Origin of the sequence: Corynebacterium sp., from assembly GCF_030532325.1 — a bacterium.
Classification (GTDB): Bacteria; Actinomycetota; Actinomycetes; order Mycobacteriales; family Mycobacteriaceae; genus Corynebacterium.
Window position 1 is genome coordinate 20,622 of record NZ_JAUNLS010000015.1, and the last position, 18,466, is coordinate 39,087.

The 18,466-nt window shown below is 66.5% G+C and carries 15 protein-coding genes and 1 tRNA gene; 8 read left to right on the forward strand and 8 right to left on the reverse strand.

Annotation, left to right across the window (positions count from 1 at the left end):
* Nucleotides 1-41: 41 nt before the first annotated feature.
* From Q4E25_RS08645 to Q4E25_RS08655, 3 genes are all read right to left on the reverse strand, one after another.
* The gene (locus tag Q4E25_RS08645) at nucleotides 42-881 is read right to left on the reverse strand and encodes a DNA-formamidopyrimidine glycosylase family protein (RefSeq protein ID WP_303156380.1); all 840 of its coding nucleotides are present in this window, start codon (nucleotides 879-881) and stop codon (nucleotides 42-44) included.
* 67 nt (nucleotides 882-948) lie between these two features.
* On the reverse strand, nucleotides 949-2,190 hold the full coding sequence (locus Q4E25_RS08650) for an alpha-hydroxy acid oxidase (RefSeq protein ID WP_303156381.1): 1,242 nt from the start codon (nucleotides 2,188-2,190) through the stop codon (nucleotides 949-951).
* Nucleotides 2,191-2,275: 85 nt separating this feature from the next.
* Complete coding sequence (locus Q4E25_RS08655) at nucleotides 2,276-3,604, reverse strand: MFS transporter (RefSeq protein WP_303156382.1); 1,329 nt, start codon at nucleotides 3,602-3,604, stop codon at nucleotides 2,276-2,278.
* A 121-nt stretch (nucleotides 3,605-3,725) separates the two neighbouring features.
* Here Q4E25_RS08655 and Q4E25_RS08660 point away from each other — a divergent pair, with 121 nt between their 5' ends.
* Nucleotides 3,726-4,412, forward strand: a complete 687-nt coding sequence (locus Q4E25_RS08660; RefSeq protein WP_303156383.1) for a GntR family transcriptional regulator — start codon at nucleotides 3,726-3,728, stop codon at nucleotides 4,410-4,412.
* Nucleotides 4,413-4,423: 11 nt separating this feature from the next.
* On the opposite strand, the gene Q4E25_RS08665 is transcribed toward Q4E25_RS08660, so the two are convergent.
* Nucleotides 4,424-9,358, reverse strand: coding sequence for an ATP-dependent helicase (locus Q4E25_RS08665; RefSeq protein ID WP_303156384.1), 4,935 nt, complete (start codon nucleotides 9,356-9,358; stop codon nucleotides 4,424-4,426).
* A 34-nt stretch (nucleotides 9,359-9,392) separates the two neighbouring features.
* Between Q4E25_RS08665 and Q4E25_RS08670 the strand changes: the two genes are divergently transcribed.
* Genes Q4E25_RS08670 through Q4E25_RS08685 form a run of 4 tightly spaced genes read left to right on the forward strand, consistent with a single transcriptional unit; the run spans nucleotide 9,393 to nucleotide 11,844 of the window.
* The gene (locus tag Q4E25_RS08670; protein ID WP_303156385.1) at nucleotides 9,393-10,151 is read left to right on the forward strand and encodes a 3'(2'),5'-bisphosphate nucleotidase CysQ; all 759 of its coding nucleotides are present in this window, start codon (nucleotides 9,393-9,395) and stop codon (nucleotides 10,149-10,151) included.
* A 54-nt stretch (nucleotides 10,152-10,205) separates the two neighbouring features.
* Nucleotides 10,206-11,015, forward strand: coding sequence for a thymidylate synthase (locus Q4E25_RS08675; protein WP_303156386.1), 810 nt, complete (start codon nucleotides 10,206-10,208; stop codon nucleotides 11,013-11,015).
* The gene (locus Q4E25_RS08680; RefSeq protein WP_303156387.1) at nucleotides 11,015-11,566 is read left to right on the forward strand and encodes a dihydrofolate reductase; all 552 of its coding nucleotides are present in this window, start codon (nucleotides 11,015-11,017) and stop codon (nucleotides 11,564-11,566) included. Before Q4E25_RS08675 ends, Q4E25_RS08680 begins: the two co-directional genes overlap by 1 nt.
* Nucleotides 11,566-11,844 (forward strand): mycoredoxin, encoded by a 279-nt coding sequence (locus Q4E25_RS08685; RefSeq protein ID WP_303156388.1) that lies wholly within the window; start codon nucleotides 11,566-11,568, stop codon nucleotides 11,842-11,844. The genes Q4E25_RS08680 and Q4E25_RS08685 overlap by 1 nt, the downstream gene beginning before the upstream one ends.
* Before the next feature lie 34 nt (nucleotides 11,845-11,878).
* Here Q4E25_RS08685 and Q4E25_RS08690 read toward each other — a convergent pair whose 3' ends face one another.
* The gene (locus Q4E25_RS08690) at nucleotides 11,879-12,169 is read right to left on the reverse strand and encodes a hypothetical protein (protein WP_303156389.1); all 291 of its coding nucleotides are present in this window, start codon (nucleotides 12,167-12,169) and stop codon (nucleotides 11,879-11,881) included.
* 74 nt (nucleotides 12,170-12,243) lie between these two features.
* On the opposite strand from Q4E25_RS08690, the gene Q4E25_RS08695 reads away from it, so the two are divergent.
* A tRNA-Arg gene (locus tag Q4E25_RS08695) sits at nucleotides 12,244-12,316 on the forward strand.
* Nucleotides 12,317-12,624: 308 nt separating this feature from the next.
* Here the strand turns inward: Q4E25_RS08695 and Q4E25_RS08700 are convergent.
* Nucleotides 12,625-14,832, reverse strand: a complete 2,208-nt coding sequence (locus tag Q4E25_RS08700) for a LamG-like jellyroll fold domain-containing protein (RefSeq protein ID WP_303156390.1) — start codon at nucleotides 14,830-14,832, stop codon at nucleotides 12,625-12,627.
* Between the two features lie 119 nt (nucleotides 14,833-14,951).
* On the opposite strand from Q4E25_RS08700, the gene Q4E25_RS08705 reads away from it, so the two are divergent.
* A complete protein-coding gene (locus Q4E25_RS08705) occupies nucleotides 14,952-15,404 on the forward strand; it encodes an OsmC family protein (RefSeq protein ID WP_303156391.1) in 453 nt (150 codons plus the stop codon).
* On the opposite strand, the gene Q4E25_RS08710 is transcribed toward Q4E25_RS08705, so the two are convergent.
* Complete coding sequence (locus Q4E25_RS08710) at nucleotides 15,401-16,390, reverse strand: hypothetical protein (protein WP_303156392.1); 990 nt, start codon at nucleotides 16,388-16,390, stop codon at nucleotides 15,401-15,403. The genes Q4E25_RS08705 and Q4E25_RS08710 overlap by 4 nt on opposite strands.
* A 175-nt stretch (nucleotides 16,391-16,565) precedes the next feature.
* Between Q4E25_RS08710 and Q4E25_RS08715 the strand changes: the two genes are divergently transcribed.
* Nucleotides 16,566-17,510 carry a DUF1906 domain-containing protein gene (locus Q4E25_RS08715; protein WP_303156393.1) on the forward strand — a complete coding sequence of 315 codons (945 nt, stop codon included), beginning with the start codon at nucleotides 16,566-16,568 and terminating at the stop codon, nucleotides 17,508-17,510.
* Here the strand turns inward: Q4E25_RS08715 and Q4E25_RS08720 are convergent.
* A complete protein-coding gene (locus tag Q4E25_RS08720) occupies nucleotides 17,507-18,397 on the reverse strand; it encodes a hypothetical protein (RefSeq protein ID WP_303156394.1) in 891 nt (296 codons plus the stop codon). The two genes, Q4E25_RS08715 and Q4E25_RS08720, sit on opposite strands and share 4 nt — an antisense overlap.
* Nucleotides 18,398-18,466: the final 69 nt, after the last annotated feature.

Consider the following 18,466-nt stretch of genomic DNA (forward strand, 5'->3'; position numbering starts at 1 on the left):
GATGCAGCCGGTGGCTAGGGCTATGAGGGGCTACGCTGGGGCTATGCGGCGGGTTCCGGCTGGCAGTGCGGGCACCACCAGATGATTCTTTCCAGTTCTCCTTCGTCGCCGCCGGCGTCCACACCGCCTAGGACGGACTTGAGAATCGGCGTGCCGCAGCGCCGGCAGCGCGCGTTGTTGCGGCCAAAGACGTAGGTGGTCTCCCCGGCCCTGCGCACGCCGGTGGTCACGCGCACCGGGGCATCGCGGTTGGCCCACATGATCCGCCTGGCAATGTCCACCACCTGGGCCACGTCCACGCGCCCGACCTGCTCGGCTGGGTGGATGCCCGCGAGAAAGCAAACCTCCGCGCGGTATTCGTTGCCAATTCCGGCCAGATTGCGCTGATCCAACAGCGCCGCGCCGATACTGCGCTGCGGGCGGGACACGATGCGCGCGATGGCTTCCTCGCGCCCGCCCTCGTTCCATTCGGGCGCCAGGATGTCGGGGCCGAGGTGGCCCACGCGCTGCTCGTAGTCGCGCGCCGGATAGACCTCGACGAAGCCCAGCCAGTGGCCGACCACCTCGATGTCACCGGGGGTGCCGGCAAGCTGCAGCACGATGCGCGCGCTGTGGCCCGGCTTGCGCCAGCGCTGGCCCGCCCGGTGGATGGCCCACTGACCCTCCATTTTCAGGTGAGTGTGGACGATGAGCTCCTCATAGCCCGGGCGCTCGAAGGCCATGAAGAGGTGCTTGCCGTAGGGCCAAACCTGGCTACACGTGCGCCCTTCCAGGTGCACCGTGGCGTAGCGGGGCACTCTTATCGACGCCGCCGTGACCTCCCGGCCCACCATGAACTGCAGGCGCTGGGAGAGCTGGAGTACGGAATCACCTTCGGGCATAGTGTGCCATCTTAGACCCCGAGCTGCGCTCCTAGCGCTAGAGCTTCTAGAGCTTTTGGGCCAGGTCTTAAGCGAGGGCGCGGGAGTCCTTATCCCACGGTGTGCGCACGTGATGGCGGGAGATCTCAGAGACGTCGCGCACGCCAAGCAGCTGCAGGCAGTTCTTCAGCTCGGCGCTGAGCAGCTCGATGACGCGCTCGACGCCCTCCTGCCCGCCGGCCATGAGGCCGTAGAGGTAGGCGCGGCCGATGAGCACGAAGTCCGCGCCCAGCGCCAGGGCGATGGCGATATCGAAGCCGGACATCACGCCCGAATCGTAGATGATCTCCACGTCGGGCCCGACCTCCGCGCGCACCTCCTCGAGGGCCTGCAGGGTGTTGACCACGCGGTCGAGCTGGCGCCCGCCGTGGGAGGAGACCACGATGCCATCGGCGCCCAAGTCTACGACCTTGCGGGCGTCAGCCGGGTTGACGATGCCCTTGACAAAGAGCTGGCCCTTCCAGTGCTCGCGGATCCACGCCAGGTCATCGAAGTTGAGCGCCGGGTCAAACATGGTGTTGACCAGGTCCCCCAGGGTGCCGGTGGTGGAGGTCAGGGAGGCGAAGGTAACGGGATCGGTGGTAAGGAAGTTGAACCACCACTCCGGGCGCCAGGCGGCGTCAAAGACGGTGCCGGCGGTCAGGCGCGGCGGGATGCGCATGCCGTTGCGGGTATCGCGCAGGCGCTGGCCGGCCACCGGGGTGTCCACGGTAACCAGCAGGGCGTCGTAGCCGGAGGCCGCTGCGCGCTCCATGAGCTGGCGGCACGCCTCGTGGTCCTTCCACAGGTAGAGCTGGAACCAGCGGCGCCCCGGCCCGGAGGACTCAGCGACCTCCTCGATGGAGCGGGTACCCATGGTGGACAGCGCGAAGGGGATGCCAGCCTTGGTGGCCGCGGCGGCGCCGGCGTCCTCGCCCTCGGCGTGCATGAAGCGGGTAAAGCCGGTGGGTGCCAAGCCGAAGGGCAAGGCGGAAGGCTCGCCGGCGATGTTGGTGGCCAGCTCGCAGCGCTCGGCGCCGGCCAGCACGTTGGGCATGAGGCGCACGTCGGCGAAGACGGAGCGGGACTCGCGGTAGGTGATCTCGTCGCGGGCGGCGCCATCGACGTAGTCGAAAGCGGCCTTGGGCGTGCGACGCTTGGCGATGCGCCGCAGATCCCACACGTCGGCGGCCTCCGCGAGGCGGGCAGCGCGGCGGTCCAGTGTGGGCATTTCGAAGCGCATGAGGTTCTTCAGCTCGTTGACGTCGGGTAGTTGGCGCTTGAGGCGCATGGGAACAATCCTTTCGGTGTGAGAAATTTACAAGAAGCGAGAAGTGTGAAATCAGCAGTTAGAATCAGTGCTTAATGCTTAGCGTTCAGTGCCTGGTGAGCTGGCGGGCGGCAACCACCGAGACCACGGAGATGATGCAACTGACGCTGATGGCCACGGCGCCCCAGGTGGGGTTACCCCCGGCGGCGTCGATAAGCCAAGCCAAGCCCAGCGGGGTAAAGCCCGCCACCAGGGCACCATTGAGCTCGCGGGCCAGGGCGATGCCGGAGAAGCGCTCCCGCGGGGCAAAGAGGCTGGCCAGGAAGGCCCCCTGGGCGCCGGAAGTCATCGCGATGATGATGCCGTAGCCCAGCGCGATCATCGTGCCGGCGTAGGTGTGGTTGCCGGAGGCCAGGGCGTCAAAGAGCGGGAAGGCAAAGACCGCCCCCAGCGCCGAGCCGAGCGCCAGCACCCGGCCAGCACCCCACCGGTCACCGGCCAGGCCGCCGAAGGGGGTGCCGATGACACCGGCGAGCGTGCCCACGGTGACCGTGGCCAGCGCGGTGGAGCGCTCCAGGCCCGAGGCGGTGAGCAGGGTGATGGCGAAGACGGCCATGGCGTAGTTGAGCGCGTTGTGGCCGGTCACGGAGCCGAAGCCGAGGAGCACCTCGCGGGCGTTGTGGCGCAGCAGGCTAAGCACCGGGATCTTGGGTTGCTCCTCCTCCACGCGCTGGGTGGCGGCCACGTACTCCGGGGTCTCCTCCAGCTTGTGGCGGATGAACAGGGCGATGCCAAAGAGCACGGCCGAGGCCAGGAAGGGCAGGCGCCAGGCCCAGCCCAGCAGGGCCTCCTCCCCCAGCGAGGAGACCGCGAGGAATGCCCCGGTGGCCAGCGCCATGCCGGCCGGCGGGGTAGCCAGCACCAGCGAGGTGAGAAACGTGCGCATGCGCGGCGGCGCAAACTCCGCCACCATGGTCATGGCACCGGCGAGCTCCGCGCCCGCGCCCATGCCCTGCACCAGGCGGAAGAGCACGAGGAGGATGGGGGCGATGACCCCTGCGGTGGCGAAGGTGGGCAGCAGGCCGATGCCCACGGTGGCGATTCCCATGAGCAGGATGGAGAGCATCATCGCTGGGCGACGCCCCCTCCTATCCCCCACGTGCCCAATGATCACCCCACCCAGGGGGCGGGCCACAAAGCCCACGGCGAAGGTGGCAAAGGCGGCCAGCTGCCCGCCGAGCGAGGAACCTTGGAAGAACAAGGGGGCGATGACCAGGCCCGCAGCCGCCCCGTAGAGCGCGTAATCATACCACTCGATGACGGTGCCGGACATCGCAGCAATAAGCGCGCGGCGCCCGCCGGCGCCCAGGCGCCGTGTGCTTCCTTCGGCGCCGGGACCGCCCGCCCCAGCGGCCCCCGCAACCGCGGTGGTCATAGCAGTGTCCTCACCACCGGTAGCAGGTTGTGCCGATAACATTGTGTTCTCCCTGTGATTCCAGTCGCAGTAAAATCCGTGAAATATATTTCTAGTACCCTATCGAAAAAAGCACAAGAGCATGACCACAAAAGACAAGCTTTCTAAGGCCCAGCGCATCGCCGAACAGCTGCGCCAGCACATCCTCACCGGCGCTATCCGCCCCACCGAGGTCATCCTCGAAGGGGAAGTCGCCGAGGAATTCGGCTGCTCCAAAACACCCGCGCGCGAAGCGCTTCAGCAGCTATGCCGCGAGGGGCTTATCACCGTCATGCCCAAGAAGGGCTATCACGTGCGCCCCATGACCGCGCAGGATCTCTCCTTCATCATGGACATGCGCATGCTGCTCGAACCCCACGCCGCCGCGGAGGCTGCGCGCCTGGCCACCGAGCGCGACATCGCCGCCATGCAAGCCTGGCTGGATGAGCAGCGCGCCGATCCCCCGGTGTATCCCTCGCTGGGCAAGACCAACTCCGCCAAGGAGTTTCACGCCGCCATCCTCGACTGCTGCGCCAACACCCGCCTCCGGCAGGCGATTACGGATCTGCATGCGGAGATGGTGCGCGCCCACCACGTCATCCCCGAGCTGCGCACCCTCGTGGAGCAACCAGAGGAACTGGCCGAGCACGAAGCCATCCTCACCGCCATCCGCAGCCACGACCAGCAGGCTGCCGCAGCGGCCATGCGCACTCACCTGCGCACCATCTATGACTCCATGGCCGGGGTGTTTAACGCCAGTTCAATCCTCTGGCAAGACTCCAGCACCTAGTGCGCACCCGTTTAGCGCCGCGGCCGCCGCGGCCGAAACCCTCCAGGGGCAGCCCGCGGTGGTGTGAAGTGCGCCGAGTCCGTCGTTCCTGGAGAGTCCGGGGCGTCGTCGAAGCTGAGCTCTTCCAAAGCCTGGCTCACGGTACGGCCGCGCTGCGGTCTGCGGCTAGCTGGTGACGCCGCATCGGTGGTGGATGTCCCGGCGCGGGCGCTGTTCTCGGTTCCGGAGATGCGCACGCCGCGCGGGGTGATGCCGGCACCGGCGGCGCGCAGCTGGGCGCTGAGCTCACTGTCGAAGATGGGGCGGCCATTGGCCTTTTCAATAACCAGGGGCGTCATCCGCCCACTGGCCACCAGCTCACGCAGCGCCGCCACAACGGACGCTATGACCTCGCCACAATCAATGCCCTGCGGAAGCTGCTCCACAAAGGTGGTCAAGGTCTTTCCACCGCGCGTCAAGTGCGCGATCACCAGCCCGTCCATGAGCACCACCAGCGCGCCGGCGCCGCGGGTGGGGCGAGCGGCATCGGGGGCGTCTGCAGGCGGCCATGCTAAGGCCGCGCCATAGGGGTTGGCGGGATCGGCGGCGGCCAGCACGTAGGTCTGGACGTCCGCGATGCTCGCCGCCCCGGACGGCCAGCCGGTGACGTCCGGGCTATCGGCCAGCCCGCGCAGGCGGTCGATGACAGCCGGGGTGGAAAACTGCGCCGCCCCCAGGCCCTCAATGACGTAGCCGCGCATGGCCTTGCCGGACTCCTCAAAGCCGGAAAGCACCTTATAGGCCAGCGCGAACCCGCCCAGGGTGTCCTCCGCGGTCACGCTTCCGCGGGTGACCACGCCGTAGCGATCCAGCCAGGCCTCACCGTGTGCGATGGAGCGGCTGGTGGCGTCGGTAGACAGCGCGCCGCTGGGAGCACTGCTGGCGGCGACGGACTCCGCCCAGCGCCCGGCCACGTCCGGGGCACTCTGCGCGCCGCCGCGTCTGCCCTGGGCCTGCGCAAAGGAGGTACGCCCCATGCGCAAGCGCGAGCGGGTGGGCCGGCGCTTGGCGCGGTGGCTGGCGGCTGCCCTGCTGCCGCCGGCGGCCAGGCGCGCGCGTATCGGGGCGAAGGAATCGGGGCTGACCAGCCCGGCTTCTACCAGGCCCCACAGCGCTTCCCGGATCTCCTCGGCGGTACCGGGAAGGCCCGGGGCCAGCTCACTGAGCAGGAAACTGCCGCCGGAGCGCAGCGCGGCCAGCAGGTGGCTTTGCAGCATGCTCAAGCCGGCCTCATCGGAGTCTATCTGTGGGGCGAGCTGCGCCGCGTAGTCCGTAGGCAGCAGCATGATCCACGGGTCGTTGGAAGCCGCCTTACCCGCGCCTAAGATGAGGACCTCGCCGTTGGCGGTAAGCTCATCGAGCATGGTCGGCGAGTAATTGCCCACCCGCGAGGGGAAGATGAGGCTCTCCCAGGCCGAGGCCGGAAGCCGCACACCGGCCAGCTGCTCGATGACCGAGTACACCCCATCCACCCCGGCCAGCGCGGGCCGCGCACCCACGGGGGCCACGCTGTGCCACTCGGGCAGAAAGCGCGCGAAGGCAGCGCCCGAGACCGGCTCCGTGGCTGCGCGGGCTGCGGCCAGCGAGCGCGAGCGGATGGTGCGCAACACCTCGGCGGCGCAGTACTCGCTCTCCTCGACACCCTGGCGGTAGCGCCCCTCAACTATCCCGTCAAGCGAGTGCAGCATAGCGTGGGCCACGGAGGCAGAAAGCCCAAAGGCGTCGATGAGATCGCGGGCGACGAAGGGCCCGCGGGTGCGCGCCCAGCGGCTGACCAGTTGCGGCAGGGCATCCGTGATGGTGGCCTGCTGGGCCGGAACCCCTGGGGGAACGGGCACACCGAGGCCGTCGCGCAGCAGCGGCGCGTCCAGCGCCTGCGCTAAGTGCTCGCGGCCGTTGATGCGCACCCGCATGATGCGCCCGCCCAGGCTGCCCAGCTGGTCAAGGGCCACGGTGGCGTGGTCAGCGAACTCCTCGACGGGAATCGGGCCGAGCACGCGCAGCAGATCCGCCACCTCCTCCGGAGTGCGCGCCCGGCGCTGCTCGGTGGTGCGCTGCAGCTGGGCGTGGACCTCGGCGATGATATCGGCATCGAGGAGCTCGCGCAGCTCCACCGTGCCCAAGAGCTTAGCCAGCAGCGCCGGGTCCAGGCTCAGTGCCGCGGCGCGCTTTTCCGCCAGCGGGGAATCGCCCTCGTACATGAAGGCGCCGGTGTAGTTGAACAGCAGCGTCGAGGCAAAGGGCGAGGGCTGCTGGGTCGTGACCTCCGCGATGCGGATGCGCCGGTGCGCGAGCTCGCGCATAGTCTGCGTCAGGGCGGGCAGATCGTAGACATCCTGCACGCACTCGCGCACCGTCTCCAGGATGATGGGAAAGGACGGGTACTTGCGGGCGACGTCGAGAAGCTGCTCCGCGCGCTGGCGCTGCTGCCACAAGGGCGCGCGCTTGCCCGGGTTGCGCCGCGGAAGGAGCAAGGCACGCGCCGCGCACTCGCGGAAGCGCGAGGCAAACAGAGCGGAGTTGCCCACCTGCTCGGTGACGATGTCGGTGATCTCCTCGGCGTCGAAAAGAAAGAGCGCGGCATCCGGCTCCTGCTCGCCCTCCGGCATACGCAAGACGATGCCATCATCCCCGGCCACCGCCTGCGGGTCCATGCCGGTGCGCTCCGCCACGCGCTGGCCCACCGCCAATGCCCACGCGGCGTTGACTGGGCGGCCAAACGGGCTGTGCAGCACAATGCGCCAATCCCCCAGCTCATCCCGGAAACGCTCCAGCAGCAGGGTCTTCTCATCCGGCACCAGCCCGGTGGCCTCGTACTGCTCCCGCAGGTAGGCCACGATGTTGGCGCGGGCGAAGTCGTCGGCGTCGGCGATGATGCTGGGATCCGCGTACACCTCCCGGCGATACGCTCCCAAGGCCTGCCCCAGCTCATAGGGGCGGCCGGCCTGATCGCCGTTCCAGAAGGGCAGGCGCCCGGTGTGCCCCGGCGCCGGGGTGACCAGTACCTGGTCGCGGGTGATCTCCTCCACCCGCCAGCTCGTGGCCCCCAGGGTGAAGATGTCCCCCACCCGGGACTCGTAGACCATCTCCTCGTCGAGCTCGCCCACCCGGCGCAGCCCGGTGCCCTCCGCGCCGGCGACGAGGAAGACGCCAAACATGCCGCGGTCCGGGATGGTGCCACCGTTGGTCACCGCCACCCGCTGCGCACCGGGGCGCGCGCTGAGCTGGCCGGAGACCCGGTCATAGACCACCCGCGGCTTGAGCTCCGCAAAGTCCGTGGAGGGATACACGCCGCTGACTAGGTCCAGCACGGAGTCAAATACCTCGCGGGCCAAATCCCTATACGGCCAGGCGCGGCGCACGGTGGCGAACCACTGCTCGGCGTCCAGCGTGCCGCCGGGCTGGCTGATCTCGGCCGCAGCCACCGCGGCCACCGTCTGCTGGGCCAGGACGTCGAGGGGGTTGCGCGGGGCGTGCATCTCCTCGATAAGCCCCTGCTTCATCCGCGCCACCGTCAGCGTGGACTGCACCAGGTCCGCGCGATGCTTGGGGTAGAAGGAACCCTGGGAAACCGCGCCCACCGAGTGCCCGGCTCGGCCCACGCGCTGCAAGCCAGAAGCCACTGAGGGCGGGGACTCCACCTGCACCACGAGGTCCACGGCCCCCATGTCGATGCCCAATTCCAAGGAGCTGGTGGCCACCACCGCGCGCAGGCTGCCCTCCTTGAGCATGGTCTCCGTGAGCGCGCGTTCATCCTTGGACACCGAGCCGTGGTGCGCGCGGGCGATGACCGAGGGCGCCGTGCCGGCGACGTCCACCTGCTTCATCAGCTGCGCGGGATCGCGGCGCGTGGCCGGGGACAGCGACTCCGGAGCGTGCTCCTGGGCGTAGAGCTCGTTGAGCCGGCTGGTCACCCGCTCCGCGGTGCGGCGGGAGTTGACAAAGACCAGCGTGGATCGGTGCTGCATCACCTCCGCGTAGAGCTCCTTTTCGATGAAGGGCCAGATGGACTTGGCCGTGGGCAGCGCGGACTCGGTAGCGGTGGCGGCAGTGTCTTGGGCATTGTCCTGGGTGATGCCCAGTTGATCATCAACGGTCAGCTCCCCGATGGGTGAGCCCTGCTCCGGGGTGGGCAGATCCGCCATGTCCTCCACCGGCACGTGGACGTCGAGCTGCCAGCGCTTCTCCCCCGGCGGGGCGATGATATCCACCGGTCGGTCCCCGCCCAGGAAGCTCGCCACCGCGGACAGCGGGCGCACGGTGGCAGACAGCCCAATGCGTTGGAACTCGCCGGCCACCTGCGCCAGGCGCTCCAGGGTCAACGCCAAGTGCACCCCGCGCTTGGTGCCGGCCAGCGCGTGGATCTCGTCGATGATCACGGTGTCCACGGTGCGCAGGATCCCGGCTGCCTTGGAGGTGAGCATGAGGTAGGCCGATTCCGGGGTGGTGATCAAAATGTCCGGCGGGCGGCGCACCTGCCGGGAGCGCTCCGCCGCGGGTGTATCGCCCGAGCGCACGCCAACGGTGATATCCGGCTCATCCAACCCCAGGCGCTGCGCGGTGCGCGCGATGCCGGTCAGCGGGGCGCGCAGGTTATTCTCCACGTCCACGCCCAGGGCTTTGAGCGGCGAGATATAGAGGACCCGCACCCCGCCGTGCGTGCCCTCGTTGCGGGAATCCCGCGCGATGGGCAGTGCGGTTTGGCCCGCGCGCTCCACGAGGTTATTGAGCGCCCAGAGAAAAGCAGCCAGGGTCTTACCGGAACCGGTGGGAGCCACCACCAAGGCGTTCCCGCCGGCGGAGATGGCCTCCCAGGCCTGCTCCTGAACCGGGGTGGGCGCTGCGAAAACGTCGGAGAACCACCCCGAAACCTGGGGCCGGAACTTCTCCAGAACGTTTTTGGACATGCCCTACCTTATCGCGCGCGGTAATCTGGACAGCATGACCGTTGAGATTTCAGATGCCCGTCTCACCAATTCTCTTGCCGAAGGCTGCGGCAAGATCCTTAAAGGCGTACGCAATGGCGGCCTTCTGCGCGGCTTGGCGCTGGGCGATGCCGGCGATGAAGCCGCCCAGGAATGGATCACCCGCGTGCTGGCCCAGCACCGCCCGCAGGACGGCGTGCTCTCCGAGGAAGCCTCGGATGATCTGAGCCGCCTGAACAAGGAGCGCGTGTGGATCGTCGATCCACTAGACGGCACCAAGGAGTTCGCCACCGGCCGCCAGGACTGGGCCATCCACGTCGCACTCGTGGTCAACGGCGAGGTCCAACACGCGGCCGTGGGCATGCCGGATCTGGGCGTGACCTTCAAGTCCTCTGAGGCCCGCGCGGTGGCCGGCCCGCTGTCAAAGAAGATTGTGGTCTCCCGCAACCGCCCGCCGCAGGTGGCCAACTACGTGGGTGAGAAGCTCGGCAGCGAGGTCATCGGCCTCGGCTCCGCCGGCGCGAAGGCCATGCACGTGCTGCTGGGCAATTACGATGCCTACATCCACTCTGGCGGCCAGTACGAGTGGGACCAGGCCGCCCCGGTGGGCGTCTCCCAGGCAGCGGGCCTGCACTGCTCGCGCCTGGATGGCTCACCCATCACCTTCAACCACGAAGACACCTTCATCCCGGACCTGCTGATCTGCCGTCCGGAGATCGCCGATGAGATCCTCGAGCACGTTGCCGTGTACGCCGAGGAGAACGGCGGATATTAGCAGCTAGGAGGGCTTGATTCCGGGCGGCGCTGGGAAGCTCTACACTGGGAAACCATGAAAGACACCCCCATCGCCACCCCGTATGAAGACCTCCTGCGCCGCGTCCTGGAGGAGGGTGCCCCTAAAGGTGACCGCACTGGCACCGGGACGCGCTCCATCTTCGGCGCGCAGCTGCGCTATAACCTGGCGGAATCCTTCCCCCTTCTGACCACCAAGAAGGTGTACTTCCACGGTGTCATCGGCGAGCTCTTGTGGTTCCTCAAGGGCGAGTCCAACGTGAAGTGGCTCCAAGACAACAACGTGCGCATCTGGAATGAGTGGGCCGATGAGCACGGCGAGCTCGGCCCGGTCTACGGCGTACAGTGGCGCTCCTGGCCCACCCCGGATGGCCAGCACGTCGATCAAATCCAGCAGGCGCTGGACACCCTGCAGAACAATCCGGATTCCCGCCGCAACCTGGTCTCGGCCTGGAACGTGGCGGAGCTGGACAAGATGGCTCTCATGCCCTGCCACCTGCTCTTCCAGCTCTACGTAGCGGAGGGCAAGCTCTCCCTGCAGGTCTACCAGCGCTCCGCCGACATGTTCCTGGGAGTGCCCTTCAACCTGGCCTCCTACGCGGCGCTGACCCACATGTTTGCACAGCAGGCAGGTCTGGAGGTGGGCGATCTCATCTGGACCGGCGGGGATTGCCACATCTACAACGATCACATCGACCAGGTCACCGAGCAGCTCTCCCGCACCCCGCGCCCGTATCCACAGCTCAAGCTCACCAAGGCCCCGAGCCTCTTCGATTACTCCTTCGATGACTTTGAGCTGGTCGGCTACGATCCCCACCCCACCATCAAGGCGCAGGTGTCCGTCTAATGCTCGGCGCAATCTGGGCTCAGTCCCTCGACGGCATTATCGGCGACGGCACCGTCATGCCCTGGCACGTTCCCGAGGATCTCAAGCACTTCAAGGAGGTCACCATGGGCGCGCCGGTCATCATGGGCCGCCGCACCTGGGAGTCCCTCAACCCCAGATTCCGCCCGTTGCCTGGCCGGGAAAACATCGTGCTCTCCCGTCAGGAACCCGGCGAGTGGTCCGCGGGTGCTACCCTCACCGACGATCTTCCCGGTCTGCTCTCCTCGGACGCCCTGCTTGGCGACGCCTGGCTCATCGGCGGCGGCCAACTCTACAGCGCCGCCATCGATGAAGTAGATACACTCGAAATCACCCTCATGGGTGTGCAGGTGGGCGACGCCTACGGTGAGAACGCCGTCTTCGCCCCCGAGGTCCCCGACTCCTTCAGCCTGGCCTCCAGCACGGACTGGCTGACCTCGGAGTCAGGGCACCTGACAATCCCTGGCCGCCCGCCCAGCGAGCTGCCCATGAAATACCGTTTCCTCAGTTACGAAAGAAAGGCTGCTGCATAATGACCGTTCAGACTCCTGAAACCACCGAGCACGTCACCATCTTCTACGCCGAGTGGTGCCCGTTCTGCGCTCGCCTGCGCCGCGGCCTGGACCGTACCGAGACCCCTTACGCCGCCGTCGACGTCGAAGCCGAGGGCACCGAAGACATCAACGAGTGGATCAAGTCCGTCAATGACGGCAACCGCATCGTACCCACCGTCCTCTACTCCGACGGCACCTACGAGACCAACCCGCCGGCTTCCGCGGTGCGCCGCAAGCTCGAAGAGCTGAATGCCTAGCCCCAGACTCCGCTGAGCCCCAGCTCCCCCGGCCTTAGTCCTCCTCCTCGCCGAAGAGCGCGAGCATGTCCGCCGGGGACAGCGTTCCGCTCACGCCGGAAAATTCCTGGGCATAGACGGTGTTGAGGTAGGCCTCCAGCGCTTCCTTGAGCTTCTGCGCGTCGTACTTGTTGAGCAGGAGCAGGCGCTTGGAGGAGCCACCCGGCACTTTCTTTTCTATGGCCAGAGTCTGCACCCCGTCCTTGGTGACCAGCTCGGTGAAAACTTCTCGGCGCTGCACATCAGTGAAGGTCGCACGCGGACCCACGGGCTTATGCTTTTCCATGCCTAAGAATCTAACCGATTTGCAGCCGCGCCGCGCGGGACTGCTAATCTATTCTGGTGCCCTGTGCACCCCCTGCCCCAGTAGCTCAGGGGATAGAGCACGGCTCTCCTAAAGCCGGTGTCGTAGGTTCGAATCCTATCTGGGGCGCATCCGCCCGCCGCCGTACGCACGCAATCAGCGCTCGCGCACGGCGGCGGGCGTTCGCTTTGCCATCCCCAACCCCGTCAACTCCTAAAAGGCTGAACCTGGAAGGCTGAACCTCGACGTCGCCAAGCTCTGCACCGGCAACGGAGGAAGACGCCACCTTGGGGTTCAGCCTTCCAGGTTCAGACTTTTGGTTTCAGGGAAGCGATGCAGGGAGGTTCCAACACGGGGCACGCCCGGCACCACCTCGCCAGCGCGCTGTTGACCCCCAAGTGAATGCCCCGGGCTAGCTCAGGACTGTTAGCTCAGGACTAATTCAGACCCGGAATCTTGATCTCCGGGAGCGTGGGCAGCGCCGGCAGCTGCGGCAGCTCCAGATTCAGCCCGAAGATTTTGTTGATGTACGGCAGCAGGGCCGCGCCGCCGCCGATGAGGGCCAGGAGACCAGCAAGAACGCCGGCGATGATGCCGCCGGTCTTGGCAGCGTTGTTGCCCGCAGAGCTGGAGTCGGAGCTGGAACCAGAACCGGAATCGGAGCTGGAACCGTCGGAGGAGCCCTGCCCGGACTCGCCGGCGTCGTGGGCACGCGCGGTGAGCCACTGGCTCTTGTCCAGCACGCCGTTGCTCAGGCGGGTCTCGCCAATCCAGCCGTACCAGGGATCCTGCGGCTTCTTGTCATCCATGCCGGCACCCATAACCCAGCGCAGGTCGCGCGGCAGCAGGCCCTCGGCACCGGAGGCGTTGCGCAGGATTGGCGCGCCGTTGATGAACATTTCCACGGTGTCGGTATCCGGGTTGTTGACCACGGCGATGTGCATCCACTCGTCGGTGGGCACCTCATGGGACCACACGGTGGAGCCGTTGCCTTCCTTGGGCTCTGCCCACCAGCGCAGCTCACGCAGGTTGGAGATGCCAAACATCACCGTGGGGTCGGTATCGGTGGAGCCCTCAACGAGGTCCTTGATGCTGGAGTCGCGGGAAATCGCGCTGCCCCAGCCATGCTTCGAGCCGTTGAAGTCCTTGGGGATCTTCACAAAGCTCTCAAAGGTGTAGCCCTGCGTGGTGTCCACGTTGTTGATGGCTGCGCCCGGCACGGACTTGAACTCCGCCATGGAGAGCTTGCCAGCGGGATCCGCCCAGTACAGGGAGCCCTCGTCCGAGGAGAGCGGGTGGTGATCCTTGGAGTAGGTGATGCGATCGCCCACGGTGGAGGCCCCGCCTTCGCGGATGAGGTCGCCTTCGCCGTGGACGTCGGGGACGATGGCGCCTTGCTTGGCCACGTCGCCGTCGTTAAGCCGCACGCCATCCTTGTCGGTGGCCATGCCCGGGCGCCAGTGGAAGACGGTGGTGGGGTTCTTGACAAAGTCGTTGCTGTCCAGCGGCAGCTGATCCTCGGGGATCTCGTAGGGGGTGTAGCCGGTGGAGACGATGTCTCGGGCTTCCTGGGCAAGGTCGCCTTCGTTCTCATCGCCGATGCTCCATTCCGGGGCGAAGCCCGCGAAGCGCTCCTTGAAGTTTAGCGGGACGTGGTAGCTGTCCCCCTCGCCGTCGAGGATGAGCTTGTCAAACTGCGTGAGCTCCGTGGCCGGCTTCTGCGCCACCCACGGGGAGAGGGCCGCCATCTCCAATTCGTTGCCGGAGAGATCAAATTCCAGCACACCGAGCAGGCCGTTTCCGCCCTGGTAGGCCATCTGGTAGTCCTGCAGGATGGCCACAACGTCGTGGCCGTAGGCGTTCTTGTCCACGCGGTAGCCCGCGCCGTGGTGGTGGCCGCCCATGGTCAGGAAGATCTGGTCGTTGCGCTTGATGAAGGTATCCCACAGGCGCTGGCCGTAGTCCGTGGAATAGAAGACATTGCCGGTGCCGTCGATGTTGAGCACCTCGTGGGTGGTGAGGATGACCGGCAGGTCCGGGTGGGCGTCAATAACGCCCTGCGCCCAGTCCAGGACGTCGTCGTTGGCGCGCCAGGCCAGGGCGAGCACCAGGTACTTCTGCCCCTCGGCCTCGAAGATATGGTATTCGGAATCGGAGTCGGTTCCGGTGAAGCGCTCCTGGAAGGTCTCGTTGGCCGCCTTGGCTCGCTCCGCGCCGAAGTACTGGTTGAAGGGCTGGTAGCCGGCGTCCCCGGTCATGTCGTGGTTGCCCGGCAGGATGGAGTAGTTGAGGTCGGAATCGTCCAGCGCCTTCATGGCCTCGTCCGCTACGTCCCATTCGGCTTCGACGTTGGATTGATCGACGACGTCGCCAAGGTGCGTCACGAAGTCCATGTTGAGCTCCTCGTGATTCTTGGCCAGCCAGGAGGTCTGTGCCATGTAGGGCTCGCTGCCGTAGCGCTTCTGGGCCAGGTTGCCGGTGTCGGGCGTGGAGTAGCGGGAGTAGAACTGGGTATCCGGCAGCACGCCGATGCTAAAGCGCGAGCCGAGGCCCGCGGTGTCCTGCGCTTGCGCGGCGGGGATGGTGACGAGCGAGGTGGTCAGTGCGGCGGCAACGAGGGTGCCGAGAATGCGACGAGAGGACATAACCTTCCATTCAAGAGAACTAATTTTTGAACAACGGGAAGGCTACGCGGGCTGGGTTTCCGCAAACTTACGTCTGGATGAACAGCTGCGGACAAATGCGTTGGTTAGAATCGCCGAGTATGACTGAATCTTCTGCATCCCCCAGCACCTACGGTGTCGACGTCACGCGCATCGCCCCCACCCACTACCGCGCCACCAACGCGCAGGGCGCCACGCTCGACTTCGGCCGCGGCGAGGGCCTGCTCACCCCGGTTGAGCTGCTGCTCGCGGCCGTGGCCGGCTGCTCCTCCGTGGACATCGACGTGGTCACCTCGCGGCGCAGCGAGCCCGAGACCTTCGACGTGCACGTCGAAGGCACGCGGGTGGATGAGGAGGGCGCTTCAAGGCTTAGCGACGTCTCCGTGAGCTTCAACGTCTCCTTCCCCGCCACCGCCGAGGGCCGGCAGGCCCAGTCCATGGTGGACCGGCTCATCCGCATCTCTCAAGAGAAGGACTGCACCGTCTCCCGCACGGTAGAGCTGCCCACCACCGTCAGCTTCATCAACGAGAACGCCGAACAGGCCGCGCGCTAAGCAAAAGGATTATCCTGCGGGCGCGGCACCTCGGGCCCAGCGAAGGGGTTGCGCAGCGGTGCCCCGAAGGGGTTGCCCTCCACAGCGGGTGCCTGCTGGCCAAAGTAGGCCTCACGCTTGCGGGCGGAATGCGGCCCGATGGGATTATCTTCCTCCTTCAGGAAACGCATCTGCGGCAGGGCGTTGGCGTCGCGCATGCGCATGGGCCGACCCATCTCGGGGGAGTTGAGCATGGCGTGGCAATCATTGCGCATCGGCTCGAGCTCGTCCATGTCCTCGGGGCTCAATGAGAACTTGAGCTGCTCGCCGGTGTGCGGCTCGATCATCCGCAGCTTGAGGGCGCTGAAGGCCATCATGCCCAGCGGAATCTGCGGATTGCGGAAGTCCGCCTTATCCACGGTGACCACGGCGCCGTCGTCGAAGGTGAGGATAAGCCCCTGCGGGGTGATAAACGCCCAGGCTTTTTCCTTCAAGTTAACGTCCACGCGGTAGAAGCCGATGATGGGCTCGTCGGGCTCAAGCAGGGAGTAGACCAGCGGCCGGATGCCGCCTACTCCCCCGCACTCGGCGTAACCGTGGTCCCAGATCAGTTTATCCTCGTGCTCGACCAACCAGCAGCAGAAGTCATCCACAAACTCCGAGTAGAGCAGGCCGTACTGCGGCGCCAGCGGCTTGGACATGCACATGTAGCCGCTGCGGAACTCGAAGACCAAGGGGTAGACGGCCGGCAGCGACTCGATGAAGGCCTGATCGTGCGCGGCGCGCGGATCGAGGTGGGAGAGGTAGAGCTCCACCGGAAAGAGGTGGTCCAGGGTGTAGGTATCCCCCTCGCGGCGCCCGCCGAGCAGCCACTCATAGTTCTCGATGGAGTTCTCCAGTACCGCGCAGATGTACCTGGTGAGGTCCTCCGCCGGGTGGAGCTGCGCGTTGAGCCTGCACACCGTGGACTCAGTGTCGAAGCGAGAGTGAAGGTTAAATTCCTGCATGCCGGCTCCTCACTATGTTTCTGCGCACAATGACTTGAGTTTAGCGAAGTCACCGGCGCTCACCTGTCGATATCCTTCGCATTCACTGGTACGGTACAAATATTAATTAATGTGACTGTTGGGGTTAAGGCGTTGAGGCCAGGCCCCGCATCCGCACGAACAGAGGAGCCCACTCGTGTCCCCCACCCTCAGCCGCCGCGGCCTGCTCAAGGCCAGCGTCATCGCCGTCGCCGCCGGCACCGTTGCCTCCCAGGCCCCGTCCGCCTTCGCGCTTGGCCCGGTGCTCGGTACCATCATCGACTTCTCCGCCGGTGTCCCTTCCGCCCAGTCCATCAAGGCCGCCGGCCACATGGGCGCTATCCGTTACGTCTCCCAGCGCCGCCCCGGCGCGGAATCCTGGATGACCGGCAAGCCTGTGACCCTCAACGAGACCCGCGCCAACGCGGCCCTCGGCCTAGCCACCGCCTCCATCTATCAGTTCGGCCGCGCCAACACCGCGGACTGGCTCAACGGTGCGGCCGGTGCGGCCGTGCACGCCCCGCAGGCCATCGCCATCCACAAGGCTGCGGGCGGTCCGACCAACCGCCCCATCTACATCGCCATCGATGACAACCCCACCCGCGCGCAGTACACCAACCAGATCCGCTCCTACCTGCAGGCTTTCTCCCGCGCACTCTCGGCCGCCGGCTACCAGACCGGTGTGTACGGCAACTACAACGTCATCGACTGGTGCACCCAGGATGGCATCGGCTCCTTCTTCTGGATGCACGACTGGGGCTCCGGCGGGCGCATCCACCCGCGCACGACCATCCACCAGGTGGGCGGCCGCCAGGCCAACGTGGGTGGCGTAACCTGCGATATCAACAACGTCTACGCCCGCGACTGGGGCCAGTGGATGCCCGGGCGCACCCCCGCCCCGAGCGCACCGGCGCCCAGGCCGGGCAACCCCGCCATTCCGGATCTCAGCGGTCTGAGCTCCCAGGTGCAGCAGGCCTTCCCGGGCGTGCCGCTGCCGCAGGTCGACGCCAACGGCATCAGCGTCGGCGGCTCCTCCGTCTCCAATGACCAGGTCAAGGCCGCGGTGGACCTGCTTAACGAGGTCCGCGGGCTCATCCGCTAGCCCTTCCTCGCGGATGGTGCACTCGAGGTAGGCGCTGCAGGCCGAGACGTCTCCAGCGGCTCGCCGCGCAGCGCCTTCTCATGCCGAACGGTGCCGCGGCGCAGGTTCTTCTCCGTGATCTCCTTCTTCACGTAGGCGCTGAGCTCATCGGCGCTACCCTCGATGGAGGCGGCCACCACGAAGTCCTTGCCAAAGGAGACCGAGGAGTGCCGGTCCTTGCCGTCGGACCAGCCCCATTTGCTCCCCACGACGTCGTCAAGCTTCGCCGTGCCGTAGTCCTGCGCGTAGCCGTCCGCGGAGATGGCGTCGGGGTGCGCCATGGCCACCAGCACCGGGTGGGTCTCATCCTTCTGCCGGAGCTTGACCACGAAGCTCACCACGTCATAGGTCGAGGTCTTGGACTTCCCCCAGGTCTTGCCCGCCTTCGTGGCCTCCAGCCCGTACTCGCGGGCGATGGCGTCGATGGAGCTCGGGTACTTCTCAAAGAGCTTTTCCGCGGTGACGTCGGAGGAGCTGGCAATCATGTCGAGGGCATCATATTTATCTTCGAAGCTGCCGTGCTCGATGACGTAAGTGGCGATGTAGAGCTTGATAAGGCTGAGCGCATAGCCGGCGTCGTGCTCGCTGACCGTGCCCAGGTGCATGCCGTCATGGAGCCGGTAGTAGGTCATGGCCTGGCCCTTCTTAGCCTTGAGGATCTGCCCCACGGAATCCTCCACGCCCGAATCCTCGGCGAGCCCGCCCCGCACAGCGTTAATAGTGTTGGTCGCGCTGGCGGCGCTGGTGGCGGATACCGCGCCCGGCAACGCCTCTTTCCCATCGGTGGCGCAGGCGCTTAACGCCCCGAGGGCCAGGGACGACGAAAGAAAAGCGGCGCCGATCCTCATCGGCACCGCCTTCCGGGGTGAATCTTGGGCGAACACGGGATAGATATTACTCACCAGCGTGCGCTGAGT

What these genes read in the sequence shown, in the direction of transcription:
- Q4E25_RS08645 (WP_303156380.1), bottom strand. Translation starts at nt 881, where the DNA reads ATGCCCGAAGGTGATTCCGTACTCCAGCTCTCCCAGCGCCTGCAGTTC.
- Q4E25_RS08650 (WP_303156381.1), bottom strand. Translation starts at nt 2,190, where the DNA reads ATGCGCCTCAAGCGCCAACTACCCGACGTCAACGAGCTGAAGAACCTC.
- Q4E25_RS08655 (WP_303156382.1), bottom strand. Translation starts at nt 3,604, where the DNA reads ATGACCACCGCGGTTGCGGGGGCCGCTGGGGCGGGCGGTCCCGGCGCC.
- Q4E25_RS08660 (WP_303156383.1), top strand. Translation starts at nt 3,726, where the DNA reads ATGACCACAAAAGACAAGCTTTCTAAGGCCCAGCGCATCGCCGAACAG.
- Q4E25_RS08665 (WP_303156384.1), bottom strand. Translation starts at nt 9,358, where the DNA reads ATGTCCAAAAACGTTCTGGAGAAGTTCCGGCCCCAGGTTTCGGGGTGG.
- Q4E25_RS08670 (WP_303156385.1), top strand. Translation starts at nt 9,393, where the DNA reads ATGACCGTTGAGATTTCAGATGCCCGTCTCACCAATTCTCTTGCCGAA.
- Q4E25_RS08675 (WP_303156386.1), top strand. Translation starts at nt 10,206, where the DNA reads ATGAAAGACACCCCCATCGCCACCCCGTATGAAGACCTCCTGCGCCGC.
- Q4E25_RS08680 (WP_303156387.1), top strand. Translation starts at nt 11,015, where the DNA reads ATGCTCGGCGCAATCTGGGCTCAGTCCCTCGACGGCATTATCGGCGAC.
- Q4E25_RS08685 (WP_303156388.1), top strand. Translation starts at nt 11,566, where the DNA reads ATGACCGTTCAGACTCCTGAAACCACCGAGCACGTCACCATCTTCTAC.
- Q4E25_RS08690 (WP_303156389.1), bottom strand. Translation starts at nt 12,169, where the DNA reads ATGGAAAAGCATAAGCCCGTGGGTCCGCGTGCGACCTTCACTGATGTG.
- Q4E25_RS08700 (WP_303156390.1), bottom strand. Translation starts at nt 14,832, where the DNA reads ATGTCCTCTCGTCGCATTCTCGGCACCCTCGTTGCCGCCGCACTGACC.
- Q4E25_RS08705 (WP_303156391.1), top strand. Translation starts at nt 14,952, where the DNA reads ATGACTGAATCTTCTGCATCCCCCAGCACCTACGGTGTCGACGTCACG.
- Q4E25_RS08710 (WP_303156392.1), bottom strand. Translation starts at nt 16,390, where the DNA reads ATGCAGGAATTTAACCTTCACTCTCGCTTCGACACTGAGTCCACGGTG.
- Q4E25_RS08720 (WP_303156394.1), bottom strand. Translation starts at nt 18,397, where the DNA reads ATGAGGATCGGCGCCGCTTTTCTTTCGTCGTCCCTGGCCCTCGGGGCG.